Origin of the sequence: Streptomyces sp. QH1-20, from assembly GCF_041283565.1 — a bacterium.
Lineage (GTDB): Bacteria > Actinomycetota > Actinomycetes > Streptomycetales > Streptomycetaceae > Streptomyces > Streptomyces syringius.
Genome location: NZ_CP166299.1, coordinates 3,080,315 through 3,099,684, shown reverse-complemented (window position 1 = coordinate 3,099,684; position 19,370 = coordinate 3,080,315). Strand labels below are relative to the sequence as shown.

The window sequence follows — 19,370 nt, the reverse complement described above, 5'->3', positions numbered from 1 at the left end:
CCTTCGGCCTACGTCGGAATGCCGAGTCGACTCCCGTCGCACGACAGGTGTCGACCGGCTTTCCCGCTCCTACGCTGGCGCCCATGACCGCCTCCGATTCCCCGGCCGTGGGTGCCGACGTCCCCGCCATATCCCCGCCCGACCCCGACACCGACAGCGGTGACGGCGGCGTCCTCGGGCGGCGCTACCGGGCGCTCACCCTCGGCATCGTCTCCGTCGTCTCGCTCATCGCCTTCGAGGCGAGCGCGGTCAACACCGCCATGCCCGTCGCGGCCGAGGCGCTCGACGGGATCGCGCTCTACGCCTTCGCCTTCTCCGCCTTCTTCACGGCGAGCCTCTTCGCGATGACCCTGTCGGGGGAGTGGTGCGACCGCACCGGGCCGCTGGTGCCCCTCTTCACCGGCATCGCCGCCTTCGGCACGGGCCTGGTGATCGCGGGCTCGGCCGGGCGGATGTGGATGTTCGTGGCCGGGCGCGGGGTGCAGGGCATCGGCGCCGGGCTGGTGATCGTCGCGCTGTACGTGGTGGTCGGCCGGGCCTACCCCGAGCGGCTGCGGCCGGCCGTCATGGCCTCGTTCTCGGCGGCCTGGGTCGTGCCGGTGATCGTGGGTCCCCTCGTCGCGGGCACGGTCACCGAGCAGCTCGGCTGGCGCTGGGTGTTCCTGGCCATCCCGGTACTGATCCTGCTGCCCCTCGCCGTGATGCTCCCGGCGCTGCGCGCCCTCCCCGCCGCCGCCCGCGAAGCCGCCCCCGGCCGCAGCCGCGTCGGGCTCGCCCTCGCCGTGGCCGTCGGCGCGGGACTGCTGCAGTACGCGGGCCAGGACCTCAAGGCCTGGTCCCTGCTGCCCGCCGCCGCCGGGCTCGCCCTCCTCGTCCCGTGCGTGCTGCGCCTGCTGCCGCCGGGCACCTTCCGCGCCGCGCGTGGGCTGCCGTCGGTCGTGCTGCTGCGCGGCATCGCGCAGGGCTCCTTCCTCGCCGCCGAGACCTTCGTCCCGCTGATGCTGGTGACCGAACGCGGGCTGTCCGCGACGATGGCCGGGCTGTCGCTCACCGGTGGCGGGCTGAGCTGGGCGCTCGCCTCCTTCACCCAGAGCCGCGGCCGCGCCGAGCCGCACCGCGAGCGGCTGATGAGCCTCGGCATGGCGCTGCTGGCGCTGGCCGTCGCGCTGCTGCCGACCGTGCTCATCGACGGGGTGCCGGTGTGGATGGTCGCCGTCTCCTGGGTCATCGGCGGCTACGGCATGGGGCTCACGATCTCCGGTGGTGCGGTGCTGTTGCTCAAGCTCTCCCGGCCCGGGGAGGAGGGGGCGAACTCCGCTTCGCTCCAGGTGTCGGACGCGCTCGGCAGCGTGGCCCTGGTGGGGGTGGCGGGTGTGCTGTTCGTCTCGTTCGGGGGCGGGTCGGTGACGGCCCATGCGGGGGCGGCTGCGCCGGGCGGGGCGTTTGTGGCGGTGTTCTTGTTGGGGGTGGTGTGTGCGGTGGTGGGGGCGTGTGTGGGTGCGCGGTTGAAGCCGCGGGGGTAGTCCTTCCCCAGCCCCGCCCCTTCCCGTAACCGGGGGCTCCGCCCCCGGGCCCCCGGTCCTCAATCGCCGGACGGGCTGGAGTTGTCGGGGCTCCGCCCCGGGCCCCGGTTCTCAAGCGCCGGGCGGGCTGATTTTTCAGCCCGTCCGGCGATTGAGGACACAGCGCGACGTGACGCCGCCGCGGACGCGGGTAGGCTGACGCGGTTGCCGATCGCCGACCCAGCCGACGGAGACCGTGACTACCACCACCGCCAATCACCACCTTTCGCCCGCCTTCCCCGGCAGGGCCCCTTGGGGTACCGCCAACAAGCTGCGCGCCTGGCAGGAGGGCGCGATGGGGAAGTACGTACAGGAACAGCCGCGCGACTTCCTCGCCGTCGCCACCCCGGGCGCGGGCAAGACGACCTTCGCCCTCACCCTCGCCTCCTGGCTGCTGCACCACCACGTCGTCCAGCAGGTGACCGTGGTCGCGCCCACCGAGCACCTGAAGAAGCAGTGGGCCGAGGCCGCCGCCCGGATAGGCATCAAGCTCGACCCGGAGTACAGCGCCGGCCCCCTCGGCCGCGAGTACCACGGCGTCGCCGTCACCTACGCCGGTGTCGGTGTGCGGCCCATGCTCCACCGCAACCGCTGCGAGCAGCGCAAGACGCTCGTCATCCTCGACGAGATCCACCACGCCGGTGACTCCCGGTCCTGGGGCGAGGCGTGCCTGGAGGCGTTCGAGCCGGCCACCCGGCGACTCTGCCTGACCGGCACGCCCTTCCGCTCCGACACCAACCCCATCCCCTTCGTCACGTACGAGGAGGGCAACGACGGCATCCGCCGCTCGTCCGCCGACTACACCTACGGCTACGGCAACGCGCTCGCCGACGGTGTCGTGCGGCCGGTCATCTTCCTCTCCTACAGCGGCAACATGCGCTGGCGCACCAAGGCGGGCGACGAGCTGGAGGCCCGGCTCGGCGAGCCCATGACCAAGGACGCCGTCTCGCAGGCCTGGCGCACCGCCCTGGACCCGCGCGGCGACTGGATGCCGAACGTGCTGCGCGCCGCCGACCAGCGGCTGACGGAGGTCCGCAAGGGCATCCCGGACGCCGGTGCCCTCGTCATCGCCGCCGACCAGGACTCCGCCCGCGCCTACGCCAAGCTGATCCGGGAGATCACCGGAGAGGCGGCGACGGTGGTGCTGTCCGACGACACCGGCGCCTCGCAGCGCATCGACGACTTCGCGGCCTCCGACGCTCGCTGGATGGTCGCCGTCCGCATGGTGTCCGAGGGCGTGGACGTGCCCCGCCTGGCCGTCGGTGTCTACGCGACGACGATCTCCACGCCGCTGTTCTTCGCCCAGGCCGTCGGGCGCTTCGTGCGCTCGCGCCGCCGTGGCGAGACCGCGTCCGTCTTCGTGCCCACCATCCCCACCCTGCTGACCTTCGCCAACGAGATGGAGGTCGAGCGCGACCACGTCCTCGACAAGCCGAAGAGGGACGGCGAGGAAGACCCCTACGCCGAGGAGGACAAGCTCCTCGCCGAGGCCGAGCGCCAGCAGGACGAGGACACCGGCGAGGACGACCAGCTCTCCTTCGAGGCGCTGGAGTCCGACGCGGTCTTCGACCGGGTGCTCTACGACGGTGCCGAGTTCGGCATGCAGGCGCACGCGGGCAGCCCGGAGGAGCAGGACTACCTCGGCATCCCGGGCCTGCTGGAGCCGGACCAGGTGCAGATGCTGCTCCAGAAGCGGCAGGCCCGGCAGATCGCGCACAGCCGCAAGCGGCCCGACGCGGAGGCCGACCTGCTCGAACTGCCCGCCGAGCGGCGGCCGGTGGTCACCCACAAGGAGATGCTGGAGCTGCGCAAGCAGCTCAACACCCTGGTCGGGGCGTATGTGCACCAGAGCGGCAAGCCGCACGGTGTGATCCACACCGAGCTGCGCCGGGTGTGCGGCGGGCCGCCGAGCGCGGAGGCCACGGCGGGGCAGCTGAACGAGCGGATCAACAAGGTCCGCGAGTGGGCCACCCGCATGAAGTAGAACGCGTCCTTCATCGCCGGACGGGCTGGATCTGCCCGTCCGGCGATGTCGTTCAGCTGTCCGCATGCTGGGAACCCGTGCTCGATATTCGTGAATCAGCCGCACGCTGACCGGATTGTGGGCAGACTCTTCCGCTGAGCGGACCGGCTCGCTACCGTGCCGGTCACGCACACGCCCCGTGGCAGCGCCGCCGCGGAGCGCAGCCGGTGCCATGCGACCAAGCGGCCGGCGGCCTCTTGTCGCGCGCTGCCGGACGGGACCGGTGGCGCGAAACCCCCACCGGGACGAGAGCCCGCCACTCATCGGAGGAGGGCCTCGTGACCGCGGAGACCTCACAGACACTCGACCGGGGACTGCGCGTCCTCAAACTGCTCGCCGATACCGACCACGGCCTGACGGTCACCGAGCTGTCCATCAAGCTCGGCGTCAACCGCACGGTCGTCTACCGTCTGCTCGCCACGTTGGAGATGCACGCGCTCGTCCGCCGGGACATAGGCGGCCGGGCCAGGGTCGGGCTCGGTGTGCTGCGGCTCGGCCGCCAGGTGCACCCGCTCGTCCGGGAGGCGGCCCTGCCCGCCCTGCGCTCCCTGGCCGAGGACATAGGCGCCACCGCCCACCTCACCCTCGTCGACGGCACCGAGGCGCTCGCGGTGGCCGTCGTCGAACCGACGTGGACGGACTATCACGTGGCCTACCGCGCCGGGTTCCGGCACCCGCTGGACCGGGGCGCGGCCGGCCGGGCGATACTCGCCGCCCGCCGGGGCGAGGTCGACAGCCCCGGCTACATGCTCACCCACGGCGAGCTGGAAGCCGGCGCGAGCGGGGCCGCCGCGCCCCTGCTCGGGGTGACCGGCATCGAGGGCAGCGTCGGCGTCGTCATGCTCGCCGACTCCGTACCCGCCCGGGTCGGCCCCCGGGTGATGGAAGCGGCGAAGGAGGTCGCGGACGCCTTGCGGTGACGTTGACGCTGGGCTTTTCGGGATTCGGGTCGCCGGTCCGGGCGGTGCTCTGCCCGGGCGGGGGGTCTTGCCCGACCGGGTGTCCTGCCTGGTCGGGCGGTCGGCTTCCGCCGGGCCGTCTTGCCGCCTGCGGCGGCGGGCGCCCTGCGGGCGCGTCCTCAAGCGCCGGACGGGCTTGTTGTGGCTGAGCTCAGCGACCAAGCCTGTCCGGCGATTGAGGACACAGCACAGCAGCCCGTCCGGCGCTTGAGGACACCGCCGCGCCGACAGCCCCACCACTCACAGGCCCCGCGCCAAGCGGCCCGCGGCCCGCCGCGCACATGGGGATCACGCGTGAACTAGATTCGCTGCATGCCAGCTGTGTCTCTCCTCGCTCGGTCGCGTGCCCGCACCCTCGCGGTCTGCGCGACGCTCGTCGTCGCCCTGCTCGCTGTGGCGGCGTTCGTGCCGTTGCCGTTCGCGATCGCGCAACCCGGCTCGACCGTGAACGTCCTCGGCTCCGAGGACCGCAAGCCCGTGATCAGCATCAGCGGTGCGCCGAGCCGTCGGACCAGCGGGCAGCTGCGCATGACCACCATCGTGGCCACCGGCCCGCAGGTGCGGGCGAGCCTGAGCGACGTCCTCGACAGCTGGTTCCGCTCCGACCGTGCCGTCATGCCGCGCGACTCCGTCTACCCGCCGGGCAAGTCGGACGAGGACGCCGAGAAGCACAACTACGCCGAGATGGCGAAGTCGCAGGACAACGCCGCCCGGGCCGCGCTGCGCTACCTCAAGCGTTCCCCGAAGGATGTGAAGGTCGACCTCAGCCTCGCCAACATCGGCGGGCCGAGCGCCGGGCTGTTCTTCGCGCTCGGCATCGTCGACAAGCTCGAGGGCGACGGGCACGGCGGCGATCTCACCGGTGGCCGGACGATCGCGGGCACCGGCACCATCGAGCCGGACGGCACAGTGGGCGCGGTCGGCGGTGTGGCGCTCAAGACGCAGGCCGCCAAGCGGGACGGCGCAACCGTCTTCCTCGTCCCGAAGGCCGAGTGCTCGGACGCCGACGGCCAGGTCCCGAGCGGTCTGCGGCTGATCCCGGTGACCGAGCTGAAGGACGCGGTGGCCTCGCTGCGCGCCCTGGCGGCCGGGCAGAAGGTCCCCAGCTGCTGACATCTGCTGATCGCGGTCGGCAGCCGCCGAAAGGCTGACGCCGCGCGGCCCGGCGACGTCAGCCCTTCTTGATGAACCCCTCCTCGATCAGCCAGTCCTTGGCCACCTCGTGCGGGTCCTCCCCGTCCACGTCAACCTTGGCGTTCAGCTCCCGTGCCACGTCGTTCGTCAGCTTCGCCGTGATCGGATCGAGCACGTCCTTGATCGCCGGGTACTTCCGCATAGCCTTGCTGTTGATCTCCGGGGCGGCGTTGTAGTTGGGGAAGAAGTGCTTGTCGTCCTGCATCACCGCGAGGTTCATGGCCTTGATGCGGCCGTCGGTGGTGAACACCTCGCCGAACGTGCACGAGCCGCCGCCCGAGACCTGGGTGTAGATGATGCCGCCGTCCATCTTCTGGATGCGGGAGGCCGGGACGTTCATGCCGTAGGTCCTCGCCATGCCCGGCAGCCCGTCGTTGCGGGCCGCGAACTCGCTCTCCACGCACAGCGACACCGCCGACGGATCCGACTTCGACAGCGCGGCGACGTCCGAGAGCGTCTTCGTCCCGTACTTCTTCTCGTTCGCCCGGTTCAGCGCCAGCGCGTACGTGTTGTTGAGCGCGGCGGGCGCGAGCCAGGTGATGCCGTTGCGGGCGTCCGCCTTCTCCACCGCCCGCCACTGCTCCCGTGGGTCCGTGATCGGCCTGTCGTGGCCGAGGTAGGTGATCCAGGCGGTGCCGGTGTATTCGTACATGCCGTCCGCGCCACCGGTCTTGACCGCCTCGCGGGCGCCGATCGACCCCTGGATGTTGGTGCGGTCCAGGACGCTCGCGCCCGCCGCCTTGAAGGCGAGGCCCATGATCTGGCCGAGGATGATGTTCTCGCTGAAGTTCTTCGAGGTCACGGTCAGGTCCGCGCCCTTGAGCGGCAGGCCCTGGCCGACCGAGCCGGGCGCCACGTCGTCGACCATCGGCGAGCCGCTCGTCAGCCCGCAGCCGCCGAGCACGAAGGGGCCCAGCAGCGCGCCCGCCAGGGCCGCGGCCCAGACCGTGCGCGCCGCGCCTCCCCTGCGCGCCGCTCGCGCTGCCGTCACCTGCCTCCCTCCAGTCCGCGCGGCCGCAGCAGCAGCTCCGCCAGGGACGCCAGCCAGTCCACCAGCAGCGCCAGCGCCACCGTCAGCAACGACCCCAGCACCAGCACCGACATCCGCTGATTGGTGATGCCGGAGGCGATCAGGTCGCCCAGCCCGCCGCCCCCGCCGAAGTACGCGAGGGTCGCCGTGCCCACGTTCAGGACGAGCGCGGTGCGCACCCCCGCGAGGATCAGCGGTACGGCCAGCGGCAGTTCGACCCTGCGCAGCACCCCGAACGGGGACATGCCGATGCCGCGCGCGGCCTCCACCAGCGTCGGGTCGATGGCCTTCAGACCCGCGACGGTGTTGGCCAGCACGGGCAGGACCGCGTACGCGATGATCCCGATCAGCGCGGCCCGGGTGCCGATGCCCAGCCAGATCACCAGCAGCGCCAGCAGACCGATCGCGGGCGTGGCCTGGCCGATGTTGGCGACCCCCATCACCACCGGCGCGGCGGGCCGCAGCCTGCGGCGGGTCAGCAGGATGCCCAGCGGGATGGCGATGATCAGCACGAAGAAGGTGGAGACGACGGTGAGGTAGATGTGCTGGCGCAGCCGCAGCCACACATTGCCGTTGTCGATGGAGTTGCGGGCGATGGAGTCGAGGTCGGCGCCGCGGAACCAGAGCCAGGTGGCGAGCAGCACCAGCGTCAGGGCGGCGGGCAGGAAGGTCAGCTTCTGCCACGTGATGCGGCGGCGTGCGGGAGCCGCGGCCGGGGCGGGCGGCGACTGCCCGTCGCGGCCGGGGCCGTCGAGACCGGTGCCGGACGGCCCGCGCGGCCGGGGCCCGGCGGCGCCGCTCTCCTCCGGGTCGCGGAAGGCGATGCCCTGGACCTCGTGCTCGCCCGCGTGCCGCTCGCGCTCGGGCGGCGGCCCGTCCCCGCGCGTCATGGTCCCACCCGCGGGGGTGCCGGGTGTGCCGGGTCCCGCCTCATGCCCGTTCCCCCTGCCCGCCGGCCGTGCCCTCCTGCTCCTGCCGGGTCTGGTGGGCGCGCCGCTCCTCCAGTTCGTGCTGGTGCTCCACGGCGTCGAGCCGGTCCTCCTCCAGCAGTTGCTGCACGGAGTTCATGAGGGTCTCCATGTCCACCACGCCCTCGTACACCCCGCGCCGCCCGGTCACCGCCACCCGCCCGGTGTTGTCCGTCAGCACCGCCTCCAACGCGTCGCGCAGCGTCGCGTCCCGGGTGACCGTGTCGTGCACGAGCGTGCCCGCCCGGGCCAGGGAGCCCTTGGCGCGCATCAGGTCGCCGCGCCGCAGCCACTTGTACGGGCGGTGGTGGCGGTCCAGCAGCAGCAGTTCGTTGGTCGTGCCCGAGCGGAGCTTGTCGAATATCGACTGGAGCGGGTCGTCGATGGTGGCCGTCGGGAAGTCCACCACCGGCACGTCCCGCACCCGGGTGAGGTTGAGCCGTTTGAGCGCCGCGCCGGCGCCGACGAAGCCGGAGACGAAGTCGTCGGCCGGGTTGGTGAGGATCGCCTCGGGGGTGTCGAACTGGGCGATGTGCGAGCGTTCACGCAGCACCGCGATGCGGTCGCCGAGCTTGATGGCCTCGTCGAAGTCATGGGTGACGAAGACGATCGTCTTGTGCAACTCGTGCTGGAGCCGGATCAGCTCGTCCTGGAGGTGGTCGCGGGTGATCGGGTCGACCGCCCCGAACGGCTCGTCCATCAGGAGGACGGGCGGGTCGGCGGCCAGCGCGCGGGCGACCCCGACGCGCTGCTGCTGGCCGCCGGAGAGCTGCCGGGGGTAGCGGCCCTGGAACTCGCCCGCGTCCAGCCCCACCAGGTCCAGCATCTCCTCCACCCGGGCGCCGATCCGGGCCTTCGACCAGCCCGTCATCCTCGGCACGAGCGCGATGTTCTGCGCGACGGTCATATGGGGGAACAGCCCGGAGGACTGGATCGCGTAGCCGATCTTGCGGCGGAGCTTCACCGGGTCCATGTCGGTGACGTCCTCGTCGTCGATCCGGATCCGGCCCGACGTCGGCTCGATCAGCCGGTTGATCATCTTCATCGTGGTGGTCTTGCCGCAGCCGGACGGGCCCACGAAGACCACCAGCTCACCCGCCTTGATCTCCATGTTCACGCAGTCCACGGCGGGTGTGGCGCTGCCCGGATAGCGCTTGGTGAGGTTCTCCAGCTGGATGGTGGCACCGGACGGCTTCCGGTCGGCGGGGGAGAGCCCCGCCCCGGCCGGTGGTGGTGCGGCGGGCGACTCAGGCACGGATCCCCCTCGGGATGGTCAGCCGGCCGATCAGGACGTACGCGGCGTCGAAGAGCAGCGCGAGGACGATGATGCCGAGCGTCCCGGCGAGCACCTGGTTGAGCGCGTTGGCGCTGCCCAGCGACGAGATGCCGCGGAAGATCTCGTTACCCAGGCCGGGCCCCGAGGCGTAGGCGGCGATCGCGGCGATGCCCATCAGCATCTGCGTGGAGACCCGGATGCCGGTGAGGATCGGCGGCCAGGCGAGCGGCAGCTCCACCCGGAACAGCCGGGTGGGCCGGGACATGCCGATGCCGGTCGCCGCGTCCACCAGCGAGGCGTCCACCCCGCGCAGGCCGACGATCGAATTGCGGACGATCGGCAGCAACCCGTAGAGGGTCAGCGCCGTGACCGTGGGGGCCACCCCGAGACCGGTGATCGGGATGAGCAGACCGATCAGCGCCAGGGAGGGGATGGTCAGGATCGTCGCCGTCGAGGTGACGGCGAGATTGCCCGCCCACTCGCTGCGGTAGGTGGCCACGCCGATCGCCACGCCGAGCAGGGTGGCGACGACCATGCACTGGAACACCGCGCTGGCGTGCTGGTACGTGTCCGCCAGCAACTGGGCGTGGCGGTTGCCGACGTACTCCCAGAAGCTCACCCGCTCCTCCTCGCCGAATGTCGCCGAGCCGGTCCCTCTTCTCGATCCCGCGGGACTCCTCCGAGCCCTCGGTCCTGCGGGACTCCTGTGAGCTCTCAGTCCTCCGACGCCTGCTTGACCAGCGGGATGATCCGCAACGGCACCGCGTTCTCCATGACGATCGCCGTGGAGGCCCGCACAATGCCATCAAAACCCACAACCCGGTCGATCACCCGCTGGAGGTCGGCGTTCGAGCGGGCGACCAGACGGCAGAGCATGTCCCCGTGCCCGGTGGTGGTGTGCAGCTCCAGCACCTCGGGGACGGTCGCCAGATGGGTCCGCACGTCCGCGCCCTGGCCCTGCTTGATCTCCAGCGTCGCGAAGGCCGTCACCGGATAGCCGAGCGCCGCCGGGTCCACATCGGGGCCGAAGCCCCGGATCACCCCCTGGGACTGCAATCTGTCCAGCCGCGCCTGCACGGTGCCGCGCGCCACGCCCAGGCGGCGCGAGGCCTCCAGAACGCCGATGCGCGGCTCCTCGGCGAGCAGCTCGATCAGGCTGCCGTCCAAACGATCGATCGTCATGGAACACCTCTCGTGGTCATCCTGTACAGAACGCCCGGTAACCCCGACCGGACGCTGTACAGAATGCCCAGCGAAAACAGAAACTATTGCGCACCTTGTGGATCAGCGGGACGCTGCGACCATGACTCAGACCACAGATCACACCCCTCACACCGCACGGCAGGCCGACCCGTTCCCGGTCAAGGGAATGGATGCGGTGGTCTTCGCAGTCGGCAACGCCAAGCAGGCCGCCCACTACTACTCCACCGCCTTCGGCATGAAGCGCGTCGCCTACTCCGGCCCGGAGAACGGCAGCCGTGAGACGGCGAGCTACGTGCTGGAGTCCGGCGGCGCCCGCTTCGTCCTCACCTCCGTCATCAAGGCCACCACCGACCGCGGCCGCTTCCTCGCCGACCACGTCGCCGAGCACGGCGACGGCGTCGTCGACCTCGCCATCGAGGTCCCGGACGCCCGCCACGCCTACGCCTACGCCCTCGAGCACGGCGCCACCGGCCTGGAGGAGCCGCACGAGCTGACCGACGAACACGGCACCGTCGTCGTCGCGGCCATCGCCACCTACGGCAAGACCCGCCACACCCTGGTCGAGCGCGCCGGCTACACCGGCCCCTACCTCCCCGGCTTCGTCGCCGCCGAGCCGATCGTGGAGCCCGGCCCGCGCCGCTTCCAGGCCATCGACCACTGTGTGGGCAACGTCGAACTCGGCAAGATGGACGAGTGGGTCGCCTTCTACAACAACGTCATGGCCTTCACCAACATGAAGGAGTTCGTGGGCGACGACATCGCCACCGAGTACTCCGCGCTCATGTCCAAGGTCGTCGCGGACGGCACCCGCAAGGTGAAGTTCCCGCTCAACGAGCCGGCCATCGCCAAGAAGAAGTCCCAGATCGACGAGTACCTGGAGTTCTACAACGGCCCCGGCGTCCAGCACATCGCCCTCGCCACCAACGACATCGTCGCGTCCGTCCGGGCCATGCGCGCGGCCGGTGTGCAGTTCCTCGACACCCCCGACTCGTACTACGACACCCTCGGCGAGTGGGCCGGCGAGACCCGCGTCCCCGTCGAGACGCTGCGTGAGCTGAAGATCCTCGTCGACCGCGACGAGGACGGCTATCTGCTGCAGATCTTCACCAAGCCGGTCCAGGACCGCCCCACCGTCTTCTTCGAGATGATCGAGCGGCACGGCTCCATGGGCTTCGGCAAGGGCAACTTCAAGGCCCTCTTCGAGGCCATCGAGCGGGAGCAGGAGAAGCGGGGGAACCTCTAGCCGGTTCGGGGTGGCCCCGGGGGCCGGTGCCCCTGAGCGGGGGCGGGCCTCAAGGACGCCCTCAATCGCCGGGCGGGCTGATTTTTGGCCCGTCCGGTGACAAGGTGAGGGTATGGGCGAACTGATCAAGCGGCTCCGCGAAGGTCTCCCCGGCGAAGCCGTCCTCACCGACCCCGACGTCATAGGCGCGTACGCCAACGACATGGCGAGCTTCTGCGAAGCCGGCACCCCCGCCGTCGTCGTGCTGCCCCGCACCGTCGAGCAGGTGCGGCACGTCATGCGCACCGCGACCGCGCTGCGCGTGCCCGTCGTCCCGCAAGGGGCCCGCACGGGGCTGTCCGGCGCGGCCAACGCCAGCGACGGCTGCATCGTGCTCTCGCTCGTCAAGATGGACCGGATCATCGAGATCAACCCGGTCGACCGGGTCGCGGTCGTCGAGCCGGGGGTCGTCAACGCCGTCCTCTCCCGTGCCGTCGCCGAGCAGGGCCTCTACTATCCGCCGGACCCCTCCAGTTGGGAACAGTGCACCATCGGCGGCAACATCGGCACCGCCTCCGGCGGCCTGTGCTGCGTCAAGTACGGGGTCACCGCCGAGTACGTCCTCGGCCTCGACGTCGTCCTCGCCGACGGGCGGCTGCTGAGCACCGGCCGCCGCACCGCCAAGGGCGTCGCGGGCTACGACCTCACCCGGCTCTTCGTCGGCTCCGAGGGCAGCCTCGGCATCGTCGTCAAGGCGGTCCTGGCGCTCAAGCCCGCACCGCCCGAACAGCGGGTGCTGGCCGCCGAGTTCCCCTCCGCCGCCGCGGCCTGCGCGGCCGTCTGCGCCATCATGGCCCGCGGCCACGCGCCCTCACTGCTGGAACTGATGGACCGCACCTCCGTCCGCGCCGTCAACGCGCTGACGCGCATGGGCCTGCCCGACACCACCGAAGCCCTGCTGCTCGCCGCCTTCGACACCCCCGACCCGGCCCCGGATCTCGCGGCCGTCGCCGAGCTGTGCACCGCCGCCGGGGCCACCGAGGTCGTCCCCGCCGACTCCGCCGCCGAGTCCGACCTCCTCCTCCAGGCCCGCCGGATGACCCTGACCGCCCTGGAGACCCTCAAGCCCGCCACGATGATCGACGACGTCTGCGTGCCGCGCTCCCGGCTCGCCGACATGCTCGACGGCACCGCGGCCATCGCCGAGAAGTACGCCCTCACCATCGGCGTCTGCGCGCACGCCGGGGACGGCAACACCCACCCCGTCGTCTGCTTCGACCCCGCCGACCCCGACGAGGCGCGCCGCGCCCGCGAGTCCTTCGACGAGATCATGGCCCTCGGCCTGGAACTGGGCGGCACGATCACCGGCGAGCACGGTGTCGGCGTGCTGAAGAAGGAGTGGCTGGCCCGGGAACTCGGGCCGGTGGGCCTGGAGATGCAGCGCGGCATCAAGGCGGTCTTCGACCCGCTGGGCCTGCTCAACCCGGGCAAGGTCCTGGACCTCTGCGATCCGGACGGGCTCAAATCGAGCCCGTCCGGCGATTGAGGACACAGCACAGCAGCCCGTCCGGCGATTGAGGACACCGCCGCGCAGCGGTGGTGCGGGCGACACGGGCTCGCAGCGCCCCCTCACCTGATCCGCCGGGCACGGCTACGGCTCCGGCGACTCGTCCGACGACCACGGCGTCGGGGCCAGCAGCTCGCGCAGTGCCTCGTCCAGGCCGAGCAGCTCGGACTCCGTGCCCGGTGGGACGGCCCGCAGCGTGCGCTCCAGCCACGCCGCCACCGCCGACGCGGGCGCCCGCAGCAGCGCGCAGCCGTCCGGCGACGTCAGCGCCACACAGACGGTGGACCGCCGCCCGGTCTTGGCCGGCCACACCCGCACATCACCGACCCCGCATGGCCGAAAGACGCCCTCCACCAGCAACTCCCGGGCGAACGTCCAGTGCACGGGCAGCTCGGAGGTGATGTGAAAGGCGATATGGACGGCGTACGGGTCGTTCGTACGGTAGGTCAGCCTGGCCGGTACAGGGATGCTGCGCTCCGGCGACAGCACCAGGCTGAGCTCCAGCTCTCGTTCCACCACGGTGTGCATCTAGTGCGCCCTCTCTGCTCTGCTTCTCTCGGTGCGTGGCCCCTCGTGAACGGGCCCGCACCGGATAGAGCGCATCGACCCCCACACCATTACGCGACTTCGCCACATCCATCCGAATTTTTTTCGCGGGGCGACACGGCGGGTCGCACCGCGTCGGCCGGTCGCACGTGTGAGTGGTCCCGCCCGCGGGACGACCACAGACGACTGGGCCGTCTGGTAGACCTGTTGGTTGCGCTCCGGGTTGCCTTTTGCGCATAGAGATCACAAGGTCCCGTCATCCGGGCCCGGAGCGGCATACACGACCTCGCGCGCGTGCGGCAGACTGTTTGCCGCCATCCGCCCCACCGACACGACACCCCAGTCACGAACCCCAGTCACGACACCCCAGTACGGCCGAACAGATACGGGACATCGGAGACCATGAGCGCCCCTACCTCAGGATCCGCCGACGGCAGCCCCGCTTTTGGGTGGTATCCAGATCCCTCCATTCCAAGCTATATCCGGTTCTGGAGCGGGGTGGCCTGGGTGCCCGGTACGAGCCGGCCCGCCCCCGCCGAGGGGGAGCCGATGCCCGCGCCGCCCGCCGGGGTGGCCCCCGTCGCGGCCCCGGCACTCGCCGCCCCCGTGCCACCGGTCCCTCAGCCGGCCTCCCCGGCCCCGCGGCAGACCCCCCGTCAGGTGGACACCGCGCAGAGCGCCGGTCCGCTGCCGGAGGAGACCGGGCCCATGTTCCTGGACGAGGAGCCCGCGCTGCGCGACGCCCGCGCCGAGGCGGCCGGCCGGAACGACGGCGCCGGGCGGGAGGACGGTGCGGGGCGGAACGACCCGGGCGCCGACACCCGTGGCCCCCGCGACCCGCGTGACCCCCGGGCCGACTTGAGCGGTACCCCGGGCGCTGCCCTCCCCGCCGCCCGCGACCCCCGTCTGCCGGGTGCGGGCACCGCCCCTGCCGCCGACCCCGCCACCGATGCGTCCGCCGCCCCGGAGAGCCGCCCCGGCGCCGCGCGCGGCGGTGACGCCCGGCCCGCCCGCGGCGACGGCACGCTGACCATCCGCGCCAAGCGCCCCGGCCCGGGCCCCGCCCCCACGGCCGTCAAGCCCGGCGGCACGATGCAGCTCCGCCCGCCGGCCCGGCCGCAGCCCGACCCGGACCTCTCGCCCGCCCCCCAGGTGTGGCCCGACGCCCGAGCCGCCGAGACCGCCGCCCCGGCGCCCGCCGCGGCACCCGCCGAGCGGGAGCGCCCGGAGCAGCGCCGCCCCGTGCTGCCCGCCACCACCGTCGCCCCCCAGCCCCGGCCCCGGCACGACGAGAGCCGCCCGGAGCCCCCCGCGCCCACCCGCCAGGAAGAGCGCCGGGAGCAGCGACAGGAAGAGCGCCAGGAGCGGCCCGCCCCCGTCGGCTGGGCCCAGCAGGTGCAGCAGCTCGCGCAGGCGCACCCCGGCGACGCCATGGGGTGGAAGCCGCCCAAGGACGACCCGTTCCTTCGGATGGGCCAGGCGCAGGGCAGGCCCGCCGCGCTCGGCCGGCGGCTCGCCGCCCGGCTCGTCGACACCGCCGTCCTCGCCGGAGCCGTGGGCGCGGCGGCCGTGCCGCTGTGGGGCAGGTCCGTCGACCACATCGACGAGAAGGTGCGGCAGGCGAAGCAGTCCGGGCAGACCGTGACGGTCTGGCTGCTCGACGGCACCACCGGCACCTACCTCGGCATCGTCCTCGGCGTGCTGCTGCTCTTCGGCGTGCTCTACGAGGCGGTGCCGACCGCCAAGTGGGGCCGCACGCTCGGCAAGAAGCTGTGCGGGGTGCGCGTCCTCGACATCGAATCCCACGACACGGTCACGTTCGGGGCGGCGCTGCGCCGCTGGCTGGTGTACGGGGTGCTGGGCGTCCTCGTCGTCGGCGTCGTGAATGTGCTGTGGTGCCTGGTCGACCGGCCGTGGCGGCAGTGCTGGCACGACAAGGCGGCCCGGACGTTCGTCGCCTCCGCCGGGGACTGACCCGCCGCACCGGTGGAGCCCCGCGCCCCGGGGCAACTCGAACGGCATACGGACGGATGCACATACCGGAACCCTGGGTTCCACTGGGGCCATGAGCACCGACCAGCCGCGCGACGACGACCCGTTCCAGAAGAGGCCGCCGGAGCCCCCTCCCGCCGGATCGCCCTACGGCGGGGCCTACGGGAGCCCCCCGCCCGGCGGTGGGCCGTACGGTGACGAGCCCTACGGCGGCGGCCCCGGGGCGGGCGGGCCGGGCAATCCCTACGGGGACCAGTACGGCGCGAGCGACCCGCTCGCCGGCATGCCGCCGCTGGCCTCACGGCTCCGCCGGCTGGTCGCGCGGATCATCGACGGTCTGCTGGTGAGCGTGCCGATCAGCCTGATCTTCTCGCTCGCCTGGCGCGACTACGACCCCTGGAACGACAACGCCAAGTCCACCAGTCTGTCGATCGTGATCGCCGTCGTGTACTTCTGCTACGAGGGGATGATGCTGACCAGCCGGGGGCAGACGGTCGGCAAGATGGCGATGAAGATCCGGGTGGCGATGCTCGACAACGGCGCGATCCCGGCGGGCCGGGCGGGCTGGACGCGTGCCGCGGTCTACTCCCTGCCGGAGGTCGTGCCGTGCTGCGGCTTCCTCTTCTGGCTGGTCAATGTCCTGTGGTGTACATGGGACAAGCCTTATCAGCAGTGCCTGCACGACAAGGCGGCGCAGACCGTGGTGGTCTCAGCCGCCCAGTGAGTGCTCACTGATCCGTGAACCGGCGTGCCCGGGTGTCCGCTGAGCGGGCCCCCGGGCACGCTCACGCCGTCCCCGGCGGGGCAGTGGCGCGCGCAGGGCGACCAGGAGCCCCAGCGCCAGGGCGGACAGGGTGATGACCGCGATCCCGGCACCCGAGCGCGTCTGCGACAGCAGCAGCATGGCGAGGGTCGAGAGGACAACGGTGGCCGAACCGTAGGCGATCTGCGCGGGAGTCGGACGCGGCATGGCGGGATCCGTCCTCGGAGCATTCGATATGGGGGAGGTGAGTCGGCGCTGGTACGTACCGCAAACCGACTCTACGGTCCTGTCTGCCCGGGCGGAACTTGCGGTAAGCGTGACCTAACCCACGGTGTTGGGGGCATGAAGGGCGCACGGGGTCACCGGGCCGTCCAACAGGTGAGATCAGCGCGCCCGTTGATGTCCGATTTCGGCAACTTAAAGACCGAGTAACGTACTTGCTCCAACCGGAACAGTCAAGATCTGTCTTTTCTTGTTACTGTCCGGTCAAATACCTCCACAGTTGTTACTGGGGAGGCAGCACAAGTGAAGAGCAGACAACGGAGGATCGCCAGGTCCGCCGCCGTGGCCACGGTGGTCACCGCACTCGGCACCGGCACCCTCGCGGTCGGGATCGCCCAGGCGGCGGGCACGACCGACGGCCCGGCCGAGCGGCCCGCGATCCAGCGCCAGGACCCTGACCAGGCCAAGCGCGCCGTCGAGCACGACCTCAAGGGCCCGTACACCAAGAAGAACGAAGCGAAGCGGAAGGCCGCCCTCGAGCAGGTCATATCCGGCGACGCCGAGACCGAGCAGCGCGGCGGCTCGAAGGTCGTCAAGCTCGGCAAGGGCAAGTACGTCGAGCTGGCCCGCGAGAAGACCGACAAGATCTTCACGATCCTCGTCGACTTCGGCACCAAGGTCGACGACACCACCATGTACGACCCGGACGGCCCCGACGGCCCCAAGCCGCCGGTGAAGAAGTACGGCGGCACGCCCGGCCCCGCGCACAACGAGATAAAGCAGCCGGACCGCAAGAAGGACAACAGCACGGCCTGGCGGAAGGACTTCAACCGCAAGTACTTCCAGGATCTCTACTTCTCGCACGACAAGAACAAGGAGTCCCTGGCCAAGTACTACGAGAAGCAGTCCTCGGGCCGCTACTCCGTCGAGGGCCAGGTCACCGACTGGGTCAAGGTCCCCTACAACGAGGCCCGTTACGGCTCGAACTACTGCGGCTCCACCAACTGCCCGAGCGCCTGGGACCTGATAACCGACGGTGTGAACCAGTGGGTCAAGGACCAGAAGGCCGCCGGCCGCAGCGACGCGGCGATCAAGGCGGAGCTGGCCAAGTACGACCAGTGGGACCGTAACGACTTCGACGGCGACGGCAACTTCAACGAGCCCGACGGTTACATCGACCACTTCCAGATCGTGCACGCCGGCGAGGACGAGTCCGCGGGCGGCGGCGCCCAGGGCAAGGACGCGATCTGGGCCCACCGCTGGTACGCCTACGGCAGTGACGCCGGCAAGACCGGCCCGGCCACCAACAAGGCGGGCGGCACGCAGATCGCCGACACCGGCATCTGGGTCGGCGACTACACCATGCAGCCCGAGAACGGCGGCCTCGGTGTCTTCGCCCACGAGTACGGCCACGACCTGGGCCTGCCGGACGAGTACGACACCAGTGGTGAGGGCGAGTCCTCCGTCGCCTTCTGGTCGCTGATGTCCTCCGGCTCCTGGCTCGGCAACGGCAAGGAGTCCATCGGCGAGCTGCCCGGCGACATGAGCGCCTGGGACAAGCTGCAGCTGGGCTGGCTCAACTACGGCAAGGCGAAGGCGGCGACGAAGTCGACGCACAAGCTGGGCGTGGCGGAGTACAACACCAAGGACAAGCAGGCGCTCGTCGTCGACCTTCCCGCGAAGAAGGTCAAGACCGACGTCGTCAAGCCCGTCGAGGGCGCGAACCAGTGGTGGAGCGGCGCCGGCGACGACCTGAAGAACACCCTCTCCCGCCCGGTCGACCTGACCGGCAAGTCCAAGGCCTCGCTGGACCTTTCGGGCTGGTGGGACATCGAGGAGAACTACGACTACCTCTACGCCGAGGTCTCCACGGACGGCGGCGCCAACTGGACCCCGCTCGACGGCACCGCCGACGGCAAGGCCATCACCCGTGACGGTGGCGACAAGCCCGCGCTGACCGGTGTCTCCGGCGCGTACAAGAAGCTCGCCTTCCCGCTCGACGCCTACGCGGGCAAGAAGATCGACCTGCGCTTCCGCTACGCCACCGACGGCGGCGCCGGCGGCAAGGGCTTCACGGCCGACGCCATCACCGTCACCGCCGACGGCAAGGCGCTCGTCACGGACGGCGCCGAGGCGGGCGACAACGGCTGGACGGCGAAGGGCTTCTCGCGCATCGGCGCCTCCTTCACCAAGGACTACCCGCAGTACTACATCGCGGAGAACCGCCAGTACGTGTCGTACGACAAGACCCTCAAGACGGGTCCGTACAACTTCGGCTGGAAGTCCACCAAGCCGAGCTGGGTCGAGCACTACCCCTACCAGAAGGGCCTGCTCATCTGGAAGTGGGACACCTCGGAGAAGGACAACAACATCAGCGCCCACCCGGGCACCGGCCGGATCCTCCCCATCGACGCCCACCCGAAGGCCGAGAAGTGGACGAACGGTGAGCTGATGCGCAACCGCTTCCAGGCCTACGACTCGACCTTCAGCTGGTTCCCGGCGCAGGGCTACACGGTCCACAACGACGGTGTCGCCAAGCGCGTCAAGGGCAAGGCCGGCTCGCCGGTCTTCGACGACCGCAAGGGTACGTACTACGACAAGTCCAACCCGACCGGCGGTGTGAAGGTTACTGACACCAACACCCGGATCAAGATCCTCCACGAGGCTCTGAACGGCTCCACCATGACCGTCCAGGTGGGCCCGTCCGGCAAGTGACCGGCCAGTAGCCGGTAGTCGAACGGCATCACCCCAGGTCAGACACGCATCGGCCGTCGCCCCCTAGCGGGCGGCGGCCGATCGTGCTGAGAATGCCTGTCATGACCTTCTTATTGACACACTTGTCA

The 19,370-nt window shown here is 71.1% G+C and carries 16 protein-coding genes; 9 read left to right on the top strand and 7 right to left on the bottom strand.

Annotation, left to right across the window (positions count from 1 at the left end):
- Nucleotides 1-83 precede the first annotated feature (83 nt).
- From AB8O64_RS13945 to AB8O64_RS13930, 4 genes are all read left to right on the top strand, one after another.
- Nucleotides 84-1,523: an MFS transporter gene (locus AB8O64_RS13945; protein ID WP_370419466.1), complete on the top strand. Its 1,440-nt coding sequence runs from the start codon at nt 84-86 to the stop codon at nt 1,521-1,523.
- Nucleotides 1,524-1,758: 235 nt separating this feature from the next.
- Nucleotides 1,759-3,546 (top strand): DEAD/DEAH box helicase, encoded by a 1,788-nt coding sequence (locus tag AB8O64_RS13940; protein ID WP_370419465.1) that lies wholly within the window; start codon nt 1,759-1,761, stop codon nt 3,544-3,546.
- Nucleotides 3,547-3,863: 317 nt separating this feature from the next.
- Nucleotides 3,864-4,505, top strand: a complete 642-nt coding sequence (locus AB8O64_RS13935; protein ID WP_130878056.1) for an IclR family transcriptional regulator — start codon at nt 3,864-3,866, stop codon at nt 4,503-4,505.
- A gap of 351 nt (nt 4,506-4,856) precedes the next feature.
- Nucleotides 4,857-5,657: a PDZ domain-containing protein gene (locus AB8O64_RS13930; protein ID WP_370419464.1), complete on the top strand. Its 801-nt coding sequence runs from the start codon at nt 4,857-4,859 to the stop codon at nt 5,655-5,657.
- A 58-nt stretch (nt 5,658-5,715) separates the two neighbouring features.
- Here AB8O64_RS13930 and AB8O64_RS13925 read toward each other — a convergent pair whose 3' ends face one another.
- The 5 genes from AB8O64_RS13925 to AB8O64_RS13905 form a co-directional block, all read right to left on the bottom strand.
- Complete coding sequence (locus AB8O64_RS13925) at nt 5,716-6,729, bottom strand: glycine betaine ABC transporter substrate-binding protein (protein WP_370419463.1); 1,014 nt, start codon at nt 6,727-6,729, stop codon at nt 5,716-5,718.
- Nucleotides 6,726-7,658, bottom strand: a complete 933-nt coding sequence (locus AB8O64_RS13920) for an ABC transporter permease (protein ID WP_370419462.1) — start codon at nt 7,656-7,658, stop codon at nt 6,726-6,728. Before AB8O64_RS13920 ends, AB8O64_RS13925 begins: the two co-directional genes overlap by 4 nt.
- A 40-nt stretch (nt 7,659-7,698) precedes the next feature.
- The gene (locus AB8O64_RS13915) at nt 7,699-8,991 is read right to left on the bottom strand and encodes an ABC transporter ATP-binding protein (protein ID WP_370419461.1); all 1,293 of its coding nucleotides are present in this window, start codon (nt 8,989-8,991) and stop codon (nt 7,699-7,701) included.
- On the bottom strand, nt 8,984-9,631 hold the full coding sequence (locus AB8O64_RS13910; protein WP_370419460.1) for an ABC transporter permease: 648 nt from the start codon (nt 9,629-9,631) through the stop codon (nt 8,984-8,986). The genes AB8O64_RS13915 and AB8O64_RS13910 overlap by 8 nt, the downstream gene beginning before the upstream one ends.
- 95 nt (nt 9,632-9,726) lie before the next feature.
- Nucleotides 9,727-10,194 carry an Lrp/AsnC family transcriptional regulator gene (locus tag AB8O64_RS13905; protein ID WP_356455441.1) on the bottom strand — a complete coding sequence of 156 codons (468 nt, stop codon included), beginning with the start codon at nt 10,192-10,194 and terminating at the stop codon, nt 9,727-9,729.
- Between the two features lie 121 nt (nt 10,195-10,315).
- Here AB8O64_RS13905 and hppD point away from each other — a divergent pair, with 121 nt between their 5' ends.
- Both hppD and AB8O64_RS13895 read left to right on the top strand, forming a co-directional pair.
- Nucleotides 10,316-11,458 (top strand): 4-hydroxyphenylpyruvate dioxygenase, encoded by a 1,143-nt coding sequence (gene hppD, locus AB8O64_RS13900; RefSeq protein ID WP_356455440.1) that lies wholly within the window; start codon nt 10,316-10,318, stop codon nt 11,456-11,458.
- 112 nt (nt 11,459-11,570) lie between these two features.
- Nucleotides 11,571-12,983 (top strand): FAD-binding oxidoreductase, encoded by a 1,413-nt coding sequence (locus tag AB8O64_RS13895; RefSeq protein ID WP_370419459.1) that lies wholly within the window; start codon nt 11,571-11,573, stop codon nt 12,981-12,983.
- 105 nt (nt 12,984-13,088) lie between these two features.
- Here the strand turns inward: AB8O64_RS13895 and AB8O64_RS13890 are convergent, their stop codons facing one another.
- Nucleotides 13,089-13,532, bottom strand: a complete 444-nt coding sequence (locus AB8O64_RS13890; RefSeq protein ID WP_370419458.1) for an SsgA family sporulation/cell division regulator — start codon at nt 13,530-13,532, stop codon at nt 13,089-13,091.
- A 420-nt stretch (nt 13,533-13,952) separates the two neighbouring features.
- On the opposite strand from AB8O64_RS13890, the gene AB8O64_RS13885 reads away from it, so the two are divergent.
- Nucleotides 13,953-15,524, top strand: coding sequence for an RDD family protein (locus AB8O64_RS13885; RefSeq protein ID WP_370419457.1), 1,572 nt, complete (start codon nt 13,953-13,955; stop codon nt 15,522-15,524).
- 91 nt (nt 15,525-15,615) lie between these two features.
- Nucleotides 15,616-16,266, top strand: coding sequence for an RDD family protein (locus tag AB8O64_RS13880; RefSeq protein ID WP_370419456.1), 651 nt, complete (start codon nt 15,616-15,618; stop codon nt 16,264-16,266).
- On the opposite strand, the gene AB8O64_RS13875 is transcribed toward AB8O64_RS13880, so the two are convergent.
- Nucleotides 16,252-16,512 (bottom strand): hypothetical protein, encoded by a 261-nt coding sequence (locus tag AB8O64_RS13875; protein WP_356455435.1) that lies wholly within the window; start codon nt 16,510-16,512, stop codon nt 16,252-16,254. The genes AB8O64_RS13880 and AB8O64_RS13875 overlap by 15 nt on opposite strands.
- A gap of 318 nt (nt 16,513-16,830) precedes the next feature.
- On the opposite strand from AB8O64_RS13875, the gene AB8O64_RS13870 reads away from it, so the two are divergent.
- Nucleotides 16,831-19,242, top strand: a complete 2,412-nt coding sequence (locus AB8O64_RS13870) for an immune inhibitor A domain-containing protein (protein WP_370419455.1) — start codon at nt 16,831-16,833, stop codon at nt 19,240-19,242.
- Nucleotides 19,243-19,370: the final 128 nt, after the last annotated feature.